The sequence below is a fragment of the Kineococcus anabasis genome, assembly GCF_054590795.1.
The window spans coordinates 489318-501661 of sequence record NZ_BAAIHU010000001.1 but is presented as its reverse complement, the minus strand read 5'-3'; the positions used below and the strand labels follow the sequence as shown (position 1 = coordinate 501661).

Annotated in this window: 15 protein-coding genes; 9 read left to right on the top strand and 6 right to left on the bottom strand. The window is 77.6% G+C overall.

All coding sequences use genetic code 11. From position 1 onward, the window contains the following. The first annotated feature begins 191 nt into the window (after window positions 1-191). The 5 genes from ACYQBY_RS02260 to ACYQBY_RS02240 all read left to right on the top strand — a co-directional run bounded on the left by ACYQBY_RS02260 (window position 192) and on the right by ACYQBY_RS02240 (window position 5122). Entirely contained in the window at window positions 192-2819 is a 2628-nt protein-coding gene (locus ACYQBY_RS02260; RefSeq protein WP_459642449.1) for a bifunctional FO biosynthesis protein CofGH, read from the top strand. 63 nt (window positions 2820-2882) lie between these two features. Further along, window positions 2883-3401, top strand: a complete 519-nt coding sequence (locus ACYQBY_RS02255; RefSeq protein WP_459642171.1) for an RDD family protein — start codon at window positions 2883-2885, stop codon at window positions 3399-3401. Window positions 3402-3450: 49 nt separating this feature from the next. After that, a complete protein-coding gene (locus tag ACYQBY_RS02250) occupies window positions 3451-3714 on the top strand; it encodes a phosphoribosyl-ATP diphosphatase (protein ID WP_104432436.1) in 264 nt (87 codons plus the stop codon). Window positions 3715-3791: 77 nt separating this feature from the next. After that, window positions 3792-4637 (top strand): ATP phosphoribosyltransferase, encoded by an 846-nt coding sequence (hisG, locus tag ACYQBY_RS02245; RefSeq protein WP_459642448.1) that lies wholly within the window; start codon window positions 3792-3794, stop codon window positions 4635-4637. Further along, the gene (locus tag ACYQBY_RS02240) at window positions 4634-5122 is read left to right on the top strand and encodes a PH domain-containing protein (RefSeq protein WP_459642170.1); all 489 of its coding nucleotides are present in this window, start codon (window positions 4634-4636) and stop codon (window positions 5120-5122) included. The genes hisG and ACYQBY_RS02240 overlap by 4 nt, the downstream gene beginning before the upstream one ends. Window positions 5123-5161: 39 nt before the next feature. On the opposite strand, the gene ACYQBY_RS02235 is transcribed toward ACYQBY_RS02240, so the two are convergent. From ACYQBY_RS02235 to ACYQBY_RS02215, 5 genes are all read right to left on the bottom strand, one after another. Further along, window positions 5162-5932 carry a 3-hydroxybutyrate dehydrogenase gene (locus ACYQBY_RS02235; protein ID WP_459642447.1) on the bottom strand — a complete coding sequence of 257 codons (771 nt, stop codon included), beginning with the start codon at window positions 5930-5932 and terminating at the stop codon, window positions 5162-5164. Window positions 5933-5997: 65 nt separating this feature from the next. Further along, a complete protein-coding gene (locus ACYQBY_RS02230; protein WP_459642169.1) occupies window positions 5998-6825 on the bottom strand; it encodes an alpha/beta fold hydrolase in 828 nt (275 codons plus the stop codon). Window positions 6826-6926: 101 nt separating this feature from the next. Then, window positions 6927-7406 carry a hypothetical protein gene (locus ACYQBY_RS02225; protein ID WP_459642168.1) on the bottom strand — a complete coding sequence of 160 codons (480 nt, stop codon included), beginning with the start codon at window positions 7404-7406 and terminating at the stop codon, window positions 6927-6929. After that, window positions 7403-8011 (bottom strand): nucleoside/nucleotide kinase family protein, encoded by a 609-nt coding sequence (locus ACYQBY_RS02220; protein ID WP_459642167.1) that lies wholly within the window; start codon window positions 8009-8011, stop codon window positions 7403-7405. Before ACYQBY_RS02220 ends, ACYQBY_RS02225 begins: the two co-directional genes overlap by 4 nt. 1 nt (window position 8012) lies before the next feature. Continuing rightward, the gene (locus ACYQBY_RS02215) at window positions 8013-9296 is read right to left on the bottom strand and encodes a GNAT family N-acetyltransferase (RefSeq protein ID WP_459642166.1); all 1284 of its coding nucleotides are present in this window, start codon (window positions 9294-9296) and stop codon (window positions 8013-8015) included. A 64-nt stretch (window positions 9297-9360) separates the two neighbouring features. On the opposite strand from ACYQBY_RS02215, the gene hisF reads away from it, so the two are divergent. Further along, entirely contained in the window at window positions 9361-10134 is a 774-nt protein-coding gene (gene hisF, locus ACYQBY_RS02210; protein ID WP_459642165.1) for an imidazole glycerol phosphate synthase subunit HisF, read from the top strand. Between the two features lie 36 nt (window positions 10135-10170). Here hisF and ACYQBY_RS02205 read toward each other — a convergent pair whose 3' ends face one another. Then, entirely contained in the window at window positions 10171-10821 is a 651-nt protein-coding gene (locus ACYQBY_RS02205) for a TIGR03085 family metal-binding protein (protein ID WP_459642164.1), read from the bottom strand. Window positions 10822-10949: 128 nt separating this feature from the next. Here ACYQBY_RS02205 and hisI point away from each other — a divergent pair, with 128 nt between their 5' ends. The 3 genes from hisI to ACYQBY_RS02190 all read left to right on the top strand — a co-directional run bounded on the left by hisI (window position 10950) and on the right by ACYQBY_RS02190 (window position 12333). Continuing rightward, window positions 10950-11303, top strand: a complete 354-nt coding sequence (gene hisI / locus ACYQBY_RS02200) for a phosphoribosyl-AMP cyclohydrolase (protein WP_459642446.1) — start codon at window positions 10950-10952, stop codon at window positions 11301-11303. Continuing rightward, window positions 11300-11875 carry a Trp biosynthesis-associated membrane protein gene (locus ACYQBY_RS02195; protein ID WP_459642163.1) on the top strand — a complete coding sequence of 192 codons (576 nt, stop codon included), beginning with the start codon at window positions 11300-11302 and terminating at the stop codon, window positions 11873-11875. Before hisI ends, ACYQBY_RS02195 begins: the two co-directional genes overlap by 4 nt. 131 nt (window positions 11876-12006) lie before the next feature. Then, window positions 12007-12333 (top strand): HGxxPAAW family protein, encoded by a 327-nt coding sequence (locus ACYQBY_RS02190; RefSeq protein WP_459642162.1) that lies wholly within the window; start codon window positions 12007-12009, stop codon window positions 12331-12333. Window positions 12334-12344: the final 11 nt, after the last annotated feature.

The following is a 12344-nucleotide window of genomic DNA, read 5'->3' as shown; positions in this document are numbered from 1 at the left end:
CCGGCGGGGAACCGGTGGGGGAGCCGGTGGGGACCGGCGGGGGCGGAGGTAGCGTCGCGCAGGTGAGCAGCTCCGTCCCCGGCGGTCCCCGCCCCCTCCCCGACCCCGTCGTGCGTCCCCCGTCGCCCGGCGCCGTCGTGCCGCCGCTGTCCGCCGGCCCCGCCGGGCGGCCTGCGTCTGCCGGCCCCGCCGTGCCCCCCACCCCCGCGCAGCTGCGCCGGGCCCTGGCCCGCGCCCGCGACGGCAAGGCGCTGGACGCCGCCGAGGCGGAGGTGCTGCTGCACGCCCGCGGCGAGGACCTCGCGGCGCTGTGCGCGGTGGCCACCACGGTGCGCGACGCGGCGATGCTGGCGGCCGGGCGCCCCGGGGTCGTCACCTACAGCCGCAAGGTGTTCGTCCCCCTGACGCGGCTGTGCCGGGACCGCTGCCACTACTGCACCTTCGCCACCGTCCCGGGCCGGCTGCCCGCGCCGTTCCTGTCCCCGGACGAGGTGCTGGACATCGCCCGCGCCGGGGCCGCGCAGGGCTGCAAGGAGGCGCTGTTCACCCTCGGGGACCGCCCGGAGGAGCGCTGGAGCGCGGCGCGGGAGTGGCTGGACGCCCACGGCTACGACGACACCCTGTCCTACGTGCGCGCCATGGCGGTGCGGGTGCTGGAGGAGACGGGGCTGCTGCCGCACCTGAACCCCGGGGTGATGAGCTGGGCGGAGCTGCAGCGGCTGAAGCCGGTGGCCCCCTCGATGGGGATGATGCTGGAGACCACCTCGCGGCGGCTGTTCGAGGAGCCGGGGCAGCCGCACTTCGGCTCCCCGGACAAGGACCCCGCGGTGCGGCTGCGTGTCCTGGAGGACGCCGGGCGCGTCGGGGTGCCCTTCACCACGGGGATCCTCGTCGGCATCGGCGAGAGCCCCGCCGAGCGGGTGGACTCCCTGCTGGCGATCCGGCGCGTGGCGCGGGAGTACCGGGGGATCCAGGAGGTCATCGTCCAGAACTTCCGCGCCAAGGACGACACGGCCATGCGCCGCGCCGGGGACCTCGGCCACGAGGAGTACCTCGCCACGATCGCCGTGGCCCGGCTGCTGCTGGGCCCGTCGGTGAGCGTGCAGGCCCCGCCGAACCTGTCCGACCCCGCGCAGCTGCGCGCGCTGCTCGCGGCGGGGGTGGACGACTGGGGCGGGGTGTCGCCGGTGACCCCCGACCACGTCAACCCCGAGCGGCCCTGGCCGCACCTGGACGACCTGGCCCGCTGGACCGGCGAGACCGGGCTGGAGCTGGCGGAGCGGCTCACGGCGCACCCGAGGTTCGTGCTGGGCTCCCTGCGGCGCGACGAGCCGTGGATCGACCCGCGCCTGCACCCGCACGTCGCGGCGCTGGCGGACGTGGGGGCGCACGGCGGCACCGGGCTGGCGGCACCGGGGGCCACCGCCACCGGGCTGCCCTGGCAGGAGCGCGACGGCGGCGGGCTGGGCGCCGGCTGGGGCCGCACCGGCCTGCACGCCGAGGTGGACACCACCGGCCGCACCGGGGACCGGCGCGGCGACTTCGACGAGGTCTACGGCGACTGGGACGCGGTCGCGGAGAAGGTGGGCGCCGACCGGGCCACCGGCACCCGCGCCGCGGGTGTCGGGGCGCCCGAGCGCCTCGACGCGGACGTGGCCGCCGCGCTGCGCCGCGCCGCGGACGACCCCGCGGGCCTGAGCGATGCGCAGTACCTCGCGCTGCTGCTGGCGGACGGGGCGGAGCTGGAGGCCCTCACCGCCCTGGCCGACGCCGTGCGCCGCGACACGGTGGGCGAGGCCGTGACGTACGTGGTGAACCGGAACATCAACTTCACCAACGTCTGCTACGTCGGCTGCCGCTTCTGCGCCTTCGCCCAGCGCCGCAGCGACGCCGACGCCTACACCCTGTCCCTGGAGCAGATCGGCGAGCGCGTCCGCGAGGCCGCGCAGCTGGGCGCCACCGAGGTCTGCCTGCAGGGGGGCATCTCCCCGGACCTGGGCCCCGGCGCGTACGCCGACATCGTCCGGACCGTGAAGGCGGCGGTGCCGGGGATGCACGTGCACGCCTTCTCCCCGATGGAGGTCGCCACCGCCTCGGCCAAGGCCGGGCGCTCCGTGCGCGACTGGCTCGCGGAGGTCCGGGAGGCCGGCCTCGGCTCGATCCCCGGCACGGCCGCGGAGATCCTCGACGACGACGTCCGCTGGGTCCTCACCAAGGGCAAGCTGCCCACCGCCGCGTGGATCGAGGTGGTGGAGACGGCGCACTCCCTCGGCATCCCGTCGAGCTCGACGATGATGTACGGCCACGTCGACCACCCGCGGCACTGGGTGGCGCACCTGCGGACCCTGGCCGCGGTGCAGGACCGCACTGGCGGGTTCACCGAGTTCGTGCCGCTGCCGTTCGTGCACACCAACGCCCCCGTCTACCTCGCGGGCGTCGCGCGCCCCGGGCCGACGCTGCGCGACAACCGCGCCGTGCACGCGGTGGCCCGGCTGCTGCTGCACGGGCGCATCGACCACGTGCAGACCTCGTGGGTGAAGCTCGGCGTGGAGGGCACCCGCGCGATGCTCACCGGGGGCGCGGACGACCTCGGCGGCACCCTGATGGAGGAGACGATCAGCCGGATGGCCGGCTCGGAGCACGGCTCGGCCAAGACGGTGGCGGAGCTCGCGGAGATCACCGCCGGGATCGGCCGGCCACTGCGGCAGCGCACCACCACGTACGGGGCGGTGGCGGGGGCCGCGCAGGAGCGGGAGCAGCCCCCCGGGGCGGTGCCCGCGCAGCGCCCGGCGACGGTGGTGCCCTCGCGAGGCGACTAGCATCGACAGCGGAGCGTCCACTTCTCGTGACCAGCAGTCACCGTCGGCGCGGGGGAGCACCCCATGACACTGCCGCCGCAACCGCCCGCCGGCGGCGCGGACGACCCGGCCGCGACGCGGGACCACATCCCCGCGCCGATGGACCGCCGGGCACGGGCCCGCGCCCTGGACAGCGCGCTGGTCGCGGTGCCCGTCCTCGCCGTGGTGGGCCTGCTGCTGCTGTGGGGCAGGGCCTCCCGGGACGAGCTGACCGGGCAGGAGGGCGTGGTGCCCACGATCCTGCTGATGCTCTTCGCCCTCTTCGTGGCCCCCGTGCTCGCCGTGGCCTTCGAGGTCGCCACGACCGCCGTGGGCGGCTCACCGGGCAAGCGGTGGCAGGGGCTGGCCGTGGTGCTCGCCGGCACCGACGAGCCACCCGGCTGGGCCCCGGCGCTCACCCGCTGCCTCGTCCTGCTGGCCGGCGTCCTCCTGCCCGTGGCGGGCTGGGTGCTGCTCGCCCTCTCCCCGCGCCTGGACGCGAGCGGTGAGGGGCGCGGCTGGCACGACCTGGCCGCGGGCACCCAGGTCGTCGACACCCGCTGAGGGACGCGGCGGCACGCCCACGGGACGCCACCGCCTAGACTCGCCCCCTGTGAAGTCCTTCGACGACCTGTTCGCCGAGCTCAGCGACAAGGCCCGCACCCGTCCCGCCGGATCCGGCACGGTCGTGCAGCTCGACGCCGGGGTGCACGCCATCGGCAAGAAGGTCGTCGAGGAGGCGGCGGAGGTGTGGATGGCCGCCGAGCACGAGGGGCCCGAGCGCACCGCCGAGGAGATCTCCCAGCTCCTCTACCACCTGCAGGTCCTCATGATCGCGCGCGGGCTCACGCTCGACGACGTGTACGCCCACCTGTGAGCGCCGCCGTGAGCACCGCGCAGACCCCCGCCCCGACCGCGGACACCCCCGCCGCGCAGACCCCTGGAGAGCGCCCCGTGCTGCGCATCGCCGTCCCCAACAAGGGCTCGCTGTCGGAGGCCGCCAGCGCCATGCTGCGCGAGGCCGGGTACAAGCAGCGCCGCGAGGCCAAGGAGCTCATCCTCGACGACCCGGCCAACGGCGCGCAGTTCGTCTTCCTGCGCCCGCGCGACATCGCGCTGTACGTCGGGTCGGGCACCCTCGACGCGGGCATCACCGGCCGGGACCTGCTGCTGGACTCGCGCGCCCCGGCCTCGGAGATCCTCCAGCTCGGCTTCGCCCGCTCCACGTTCCGCTTCGCGGCGCGCCCCGGCACCGCGAGCGGCGTCGCGGACCTGCAGGGGCGCCGCATCGCCACCAGCTACTCCGGTCTGCTCGCCAAGCACCTCGCCGAGCACGGCGTCTCCGCCGACGTCGTGCACCTCGACGGCGCCGTGGAGACCGCGATCGCCCTGGGCATCGCCGACGCCGTCGCCGACGTCGTGGAGACCGGCACCACCCTGCGCGCCGCGGGCCTGGAGGTCTTCGGCGAGCCCGTCATGGAGTCCGAGGCCGTCCTCGTGCGCCGCGCCGGCGCGGAACCCTCCGCCGCCGTGGACGTCCTGGTGCGCCGCCTGCAGGGCGTCCTGGTGGCCCGCCAGTACGTCATCGTCGACTACGACTGCCCCCGCCACCTCGTGGAGCAGGCCTTCACCGTCACCCCCGGCCTGGAGTCGCCGACGGTCTCCCCGCTGGCCGACCCCTCGTGGGTCGCGGTGCGCGCCATGGTCCGCGCCGACGCCACCAACCGCGTCATGGACGAGCTCTACGAGCTGGGTGCCCGGGCGATCCTCGTCACGAGCATCCACGCCTGCCGCCTGTGAGCGGCGGGCCCGGCCCCGGGGAGCGGCTGACGCGCGAGCAGGCCCTCGCCCGCCTCAGCACCCCGTTCCGCCCCCGTCGTGCCCGGCGCCTCGGCATCCCCTTCGCCGCCGCCCTCTTCGCCGTCCTGGCCGTCGTGGGGGTGGCCATGCTGACCACCGGCTTCCCCGGCTGGACCGTGCTGGACACCGTGCTGTGCGTGGGTTTCGGGGCGCTGCTGGCCGCCGGTGTGCTGCGCATCGTGGGGGTGCGGGCCGTCCCCGCCGACGACGCCCTCGTGGTGCGCAACGTCTTCCTCACCACCCGGGTGCCGTGGGCCTCGATCGTGGCGGTGCGCTTCGGCGGGGGCGACCCCTGGCTGACCCTGGACACCGGCAGCGGGGAGAACCTGGCCGTCATGGCGGTGCAGCGCGCCGACGGCACCTGGGGCACCGAGCAGGCCGGGCGGCTGGCGACCCTCGTGGAGCTGCACACCCGCACCTCCTGAGCGGCCCGGCGCGGGGTCCGGCCGGGGCGGCGGGTGGGATCAGCGGGCGGTCCAGCCCCCGTCCAGGACGTAGGCCGAGCCGTTCACGAACGAGGCCGCCGGGCTGCACAGGAACGCGACGACCTCGGCGACCTCCGAGGGCTCGATGAGGCGCTTGACCGCCGGCTGCGTCAGCATGATCTTGGAGATGACCTCGTCCTCCGCGATGCCGTGGGCGCGGGCCTGGTCGGCGATCTGCCCCTCCACCAGCGGGGTGCGCACGTACGCCGGGCACACGGTGTTCGAGGTGACCCCGTGCGGCCCGCCCTCCAGCGCGACCACCTTGGAGAGGCCCTCCAGGCCGTGCTTGGCCGCCACGTACGCCGACTTGTGCGGGGAGGCCCGCAGGCCGTGCACCGAGGACACGTTCACCACCCGGCCCCAGCCGCGGTCGTACATGTGCGGCAGCGCCGCCCGCACCAGCCGGAACGGCGCCTCCAGCATCACCCGCAGCATCAGCGCGAACCGCTCCGGCGGGAAGTCCTCCAGCGGCGCGACGTGCTGCAGGCCGGCGTTGTTGACGACCACGTCGACGCCGGCGGCCACGGCGCCCGGCCCGTCGCACAGCCGTGCCACGGCGGCCGCATCGGCCAGGTCGGCCACGACGGCCCGCCCGCCGAGCTCGGCGGCGACCTCCTCCGCCGCCTCCCGGTGCAGGTCCAGCACGAGCACCTCGGCGCCCGCGGCGGCCAGGCGGCGGGCGCAGGCGGCGCCGATGCCGCTGCCCGCCCCGGTCACCAGCGCCCGGCGCCCCGACAGGTCCAGGTCCACGGCCCCCGCGCCCCGGCCGCCCACGCCCTGCCCGCTCGTTCCCTGACCGCTCACGTCCTGACCGCTCACGGCCGGGCCCCTGCGACCGCCGGGAGGTGTCCCGCCTCCGCCTCCGCGACCCACTCGCGCAGCAGGTGCACGGTCCGCTCCGGCTGGTCCGTCCAGAAGATGTGGCTCGCGCCCTCCAGCAGCTCCAGGCGGGCACCGGGCAGCGCCCCGGCGAGCAGGTGCACGTTGTCCACCGCCACCAGCCGGTCTTCGGTGCCGTGCACCAGCAGCACGGGGACCCGCAGCCCGGGCAGGCGGGAGAGGGTGCCGCGGTAGCCCATCGTCCCCGTCAGCTGCCCGAGGTAGCCCTCCGGCCGGGTGGGCACCGCGCGGCGCACCGCCAGGTCGTCGTCGATGCGGGCGCGGGGGGTGGTGGCGGCGTACACGAACGGCACGGACGCCTCCGCGGCCTCCTCCGGGGTCATGCCGGCGCGCCCGGCCAGCAGCCCCACGGCCTCGGCAGAGAACACCGCGTCGCCCCCGCCGGGATGGGTGCAGCCCAGCACGAGGGAGCGCACGAGCTCCGGGCGCGACAGCGCCAGCTCCTGCACGACCAGCCCCCCCATGGACACGCCCACGACGTGCGCGGACTCTTCCCCGGCCGCGGCCAGGACCGCCGCGACGTCGGCGGCGAGGAGCTCCACCGGGTACGGGCCGGGTGGGGTGCCGGTGCGGCCGGCCCCGCGGTTGTCGAGGACGATGACGCGGTGGTGGCGCGCCAGCTCCGGCAGCACGAGGTGCCACATGTCGCTGGGGTAGCCCAGGCCCTGCACCAGCAGCAGCGGTGGCCCCGAGCCCCGCTCGTCCCACCACACCTGCGCGCCGTCCGTGTTCACCCTGGGCATGTGCGCCTCCCGTGCTCCCCGCGGTCACAGTGCAGCCGGGGGAACCCTAGGGCCCGCACCCGCACCGGCGGCAGGGGGCACCGCCCGTCGACGGCGCCGGCTCAGCGCCGGTGCCCGGGAGCGCGGGCCCGCCCGCAGCGGTAGCAGCCGGCGGGGATCTCGTCGGTGGAGGGCAGCGAGCGGGCGTCGCACGGCCACACCGCCTCGTCGACGTCGTGCCGGACGCCGAGGACGCGCCCACCGCAGCTGCCGTGGCAGTCGAAGCTGCCCTCGAAGTGCACGAGCAGCGGTCCGGCGCACTCCGCCGGGCCGGGGCCCAGGTCCCGCCGGTCGCGGCTGAGCAGGGCCAGCGTGCCGGCCTCCGCCTCCCTGCCTGGCGGGACGTGCGCCGTCCCGGGGCGGAGCAGCTCCGAGGTGGGACTCCGGGCGCACCCCCCGGAGCACGCCCTGCTGCCGAGGGAGCCGGCCCACGTCCGGTAGGCCGCCGCGCCGCGCTCGACCGCGTAGCCGTCGGCGTCCAGCACCTCCACCGGCGGCTCGTCCGGAGGCACCCCGTCGTCGGGCTCCCCACCCGCGCTCATGCACCGAGCGTACGACCGTCGTCACCACCGGGCGCTGCCCGCAGGTGCCCGGAAGCGGTGTCCAGCCGCGCGTCCGCGCGCTCCCGGGTGCGCTCGGCGGCGAACAGCGCCTCCTCCTGCCGCTGCCAGCGCCGCCAGTGCGGGGCGTACGCCTCGCCGTCGCGCTCGATCCCGCGGGCGTGGCGCAGCCGGAGCGGTGCCTCCACCCACACCAGCAGCGACAGGTGCGGCGCGCAGGCCCGCGAGCCGCAGCCGACGCCCTCCACGAGCACCACCCCGCCCGCCGGCACGGCGTGCTCCTCGGCCCACGCGCCGGCGACCCAGTCCCAGCGGCGGTACGCGCCCGCCACCCCGGCCGAGAGGGGCTCCAGGACCTGCCCGACCAGCAGCGGCACCGCCTCGGCCAGGCCGTCCCAGCCGGGGTAGAGGTCGTCCATGTGCACGGTCGCCGCACCCGGCAGCAGCGCGCCCAGCTGCGCCGCCAGCGTGGTCTTGCCCGAGCCGGAGGGCCCGTCGACGGCCACGACGCGGGTCCCGCCGGCCGGTGCGGGCGCCGCGAGGACCCGCGCGGCCAGGTCCGCCACGAGCGCTCCCGGGTCGCCCACGTCAGAACCAGGTGGCGCACCAGGGCGCCTCGGCGGTGCGGAACAGCGCCGTCGCGCGCCGCACCGCCGCCTCGTCGCGGGCCCGCAGCCGCCCGGTGCGGGCCAGCAGCGCCGCCGGGACGCCGCCCAGCAGCAGCGAGCCCAGCGCGTCCACCCCCAGCTCCACGTCCGGCTCGGCGGCGGAGGGCAGCACCTGCGCGTCCGCGCCGTCCGACTCCAGCAGCAGCGTCCCCGCCGCCGGGCCGGCCGGGTCGTGCACCCGCAGCACCAGCCGCCCGGGCGCCTCGTACCCGCGGGCCGCCAGCGCAGCGACCGGGTCCAGGACCCGCACCCAGAGGAAGTCGTCCTGCGAGGCGCGCTGCGCCGCCCGCGGGTCGCGCAGCAGCCACGGCAGCGTCTCGTCCACGGGCCGGTCGTCCGCGCGGACCCGGCGCACCAGGTCCACCGACGTCACCAGCTCCCACAGGGCGCGGTGCGCCGCGGGGGTCGTCGCCGTCAGGTCGTGCACGTGCAGGGTGGCGGTGGACACCCGCCCCGCGTGCGAGCCGCTCACCGTCCAGCGGCAGTACCCGTCGGGGGTGCCGTCCGGGCCGCGGCGCAGCACCGTGCGGTGCGTGCCGTCCCACGTCTCCGGGCCGGGCAGCACGCCCGTGCCGAGGTCCCACCACCGCTCGTCGCGCAGCAGCCCGCCCGCGCGGGCGCGCCGGGCGCGCTCGTGCACGGCCTGCAGCTGCGCCCGCGCCCCGCGCGCCTCCACCTGCTCCAGGGAGCCGCCGTCGGCGGGCGCCTCCTCGCGGAAGCGCACCCGGGCGGGGTCCACCTCCCACGAGGAGCCCTCGGTGGCGGCGCCGAAGCCGAAGCGGCCGTAGATGGGCGCCTCGCTGGCGATGAGCACGCTGAGCACCTCACCGCGCTCGCGCGCCGCCGCCAGGTCCGCGCGCAGCAGCGCGGTGAGCACCCCGCGGCGGCGGTGGGTGGGCAGCACCGCCACGGCCGAGACGGCGTTGGCGGGGACCACGCGCGCCCCCGGCAGGGTCAGCTCGGTGTCGAAGGAGCGCAGGCTGCCCACCCAGCGCCCGTCGAGGGAACCCGCGCGCAGCCGGTGGCCGAGCACCCGCCGGCTGCGGTGCTCCAGCTCCCCGGGGGTGGGCAGCGGCTGGAAGAAACCGGTGGCGGGCATCACGGAGAAGCGGGCCAGCGCCTCCAGGTCCCCGGGGTCGACGTCCACGACCTCCACGCCCGCCGGGTGCCCGTCCCGAGGTGCCGTTGCGCTGCTGTCCGTCACGGGCCGACGCTAGCGGCGCGGTGGCCGGCCGCGCCGCGCATTTCCTGGCCCTACGCTTCGGCCCGTGAGCGTTGCCGTGCGTGTGATCCCCTGCCTGGACGTCGATGCGGGGAGGGTCGTCAAGGGCGTCAACTTCGCCGACCTCCGCGATGCGGGCGACCCCGTAGAGCTGGCCCGCCGCTACGACGCCGAGGGCGCCGACGAGCTGACCTTCCTCGACGTGACCGCCTCCTCCGACGCGCGGGAGACGACGTACGAGATCGTCTCGCGCACCGCCGAGCAGGTCTTCATCCCCCTCACCGTCGGCGGCGGGGTGCGCTCCGTCGCCGACGTGGGGAGGCTGCTGCGCGCCGGGGCGGACAAGGTGGGGGTGAACACCGCGGCCATCGCCCGCCCCGGGCTGATCGCCGAGATCGCCGACCGCTACGGCAGCCAGGTCCTCGTGCTGTCCGTCGACGCCCGGCGCGTGCCGGCCGGGGGGCAGCCCACCGACTCCGGCTTCGAGGTGACCACGCACGGCGGGCGGCGCGGCACCGGCATCGACGCCGTCGCCTGGGCCGCCCGCGCGGCGGAGCTGGGCGCGGGGGAGGTCCTGCTGAACTCCATGGACGCCGACGGCACCAAGGCCGGCTACGACCTGGAGCTGCTGCACCTGGTGCGCGCGGCGGTGGGCGTCCCGCTCATCGCCAGCGGCGGCGCCGGGGCGGTGGAGCACTTCGAGCCGGCCGTGGCGGCGGGCGCCGACGCCGTGCTCGCCGCGAGCGTCTTCCACTTCCAGCAGCTCACGATCGGGCAGGTCAAGGACGCCGTGCGCGCGGGCGGCCACCCCGTCCGCTGAGGCGGGCGCCCGGGCCCCGTCCGCCGGGGCGGGCGCTCAGGCCGGTGCCCGGAAGCGGCGCAGCGCCTCGGGGCTGCCGTCGACGTCCACGAGCGCCTTGGCGCCGCGGCCCATCGCGTGCAGCAGCAGCTCACCGGGCTGCCCGGCGATGCTCACCGCCAGCGGGCCCCGCCGCACCACCGCGCGGCGCCCGCCCGGCACGACGAGCACCACGCCCACCCCGGCGCGGCGGTAGGCGAGCCGGGCGGCGAGGCGCACGCTGCGCCACAGCGCGTCCTCCATGTCCGTGGGCAGCCGGCGCGGCGCCCACGCCGGCTGGGCGCGGCGGACGTCCTCGTGGTGGACGAAGAACTCCACCCCGTTGACGAGCCGGCCCAGCGCGGGCAGGGAGGCGGGGTTCCAGCGGGGCGGGCCGCTGCGGACGCGCTCGAGCAGCTCCCCGAACGGCAGGGCGGCCAGCTCGCCGGTGACCCGGCGGGTGAGGCCGCGCAGCGGCGGCAGCGCGAGACCGGCGAGCGCCCCGGGGTGGGCGTCGCGCAGCACGAGGTGCACGAGCAGGTCGCGCACCGTCCAGCCGGCGCAGAGCGTCGGCGCGTCCTCTCCGGCCGCGAGCGCCGAGTCGCACAGCGCGGAGCGCTCGCCGGCGGCGTAGCTGGTGTCTGCGGGCAGCAGGGTCGACACGTCCACGGGATGATCGTGGCACGGCCCGCGCCGGTGCGGCACGGCAGCGGTGACATCATCGGGCGGTGGCGAACGCAGCGAGCAGCACCCCCGGCGACGGCACCGCCCCGCGGGCCCCCGCGGCGCCCGGCCCCCTGCCCGACGGGCTCGCCGCGCAGCTGAAGCGGGACGCCGCCGGGCTCATCTGCGCGGTGGTGCAGCAGCACGACACCGGCGAGGTGCTGATGGTGGCGTGGATGGACGACGAGGCGCTGCACGCGACGCTGACGACGGGCCGCGCGACGTACTTCAGCCGCAGCCGGCAGAGCCTGTGGCGCAAGGGGGACACCTCCGGGCACGTGCAGTGGGTGCGCTCGGCGGCCCTGGACTGCGACGGCGACGCGCTGCTGCTGCGGGTGGAGCAGGTCGGCGCCGCCTGCCACACCGGCAGCCGGACCTGCTTCACCGACCGCCCGCTGCCGGTGGTCGCCGGCGGGCCGGGGCGGTGAGCGCGCCCGCGCGGCGCCGGGGGCCGGTGCTGCTCGCCGCGGCGGCCGGTGCGCTGCTGTCGCTGGCGGCCTCGGCGCCGGTGTGGGTGCGCGCGGGCGTGGCGGGCCCGGCGGGGGAGATCGCGGTGGAGGCCACGGGCCGGCAGGCCGCGCCGGGTGTGGCGGCCTGCGCGCTGGGGGCGCTGGCGGCGGTCGTGGCCTGCTCCCTGGGGCACCGCGTGGCGCGGCCGGTGGCGGCGTGCGTGCTGGTCGTGGCGGGGCTGGGCGCGACGGCGGCGGCGGTCGCGGCGGCGCTGGACCCGGCCGGGGCGGTGGGCCCCCTGGTGCGCGAGGCCTCGGGGGTGGCGGGTGCGCCCCGCACTGGCCCGGCGCAGGTGTCGCCCTGGCCGTGGGTGGGGGCGCTCGGCGGGGCCCTGACGGCGGCCGGCGGCGCGGCGGCCCTGGCCCGGGGCCGCTCCTGGGAGGTGTCCGGGCGCCACGAGCGGCCGGGGGCGGGGCGGGGCGCTGCCGCGGCGGGGGACCCGGCGGCGACGTGGGACTCCCTCACCCGGGGAGAGGACCCGACGCGCTGAGCGGCGCTGCGTCCCACCCGGCGGCGCAGGCGGCGACGGCGGTACGGTGGATCGGGCCGGGCGGGGCGGTCCGCCGCGGCGGCAGGTCGATCGCGGCCCCCGCTCGGGGGCCGGTGGCGAGGAGGAGAGACGTGGAGCAGCACGCGGGCACGGACGGGCGGCCGGTCGACCCGGCGCAGTCGTCGAGGAACGCGCAGCCCGACGGGCCGGCCGAGGTCGTCGACGAGCACGGGCACGGCAACACCCCCGCGGCGTGGGCGGCCGTGGGCATCTGCATCGTGGGCTCGCTCATCGCCTCCCTCGCCGTCGTCTTCACGAGCCTGACGTGGGGGATCATCGGCGGCGTCCTCGCCGCCGTGGTGGCCCCGGTGGTGGGCAAGGTGCTCTCGGCCAAGGGGCACGGCGTCGAGAGCGAGAGCGGCCGCCCCGCCGGGGTCGGGCGGGCCGGCACGCACTGACGTCGCGGGAC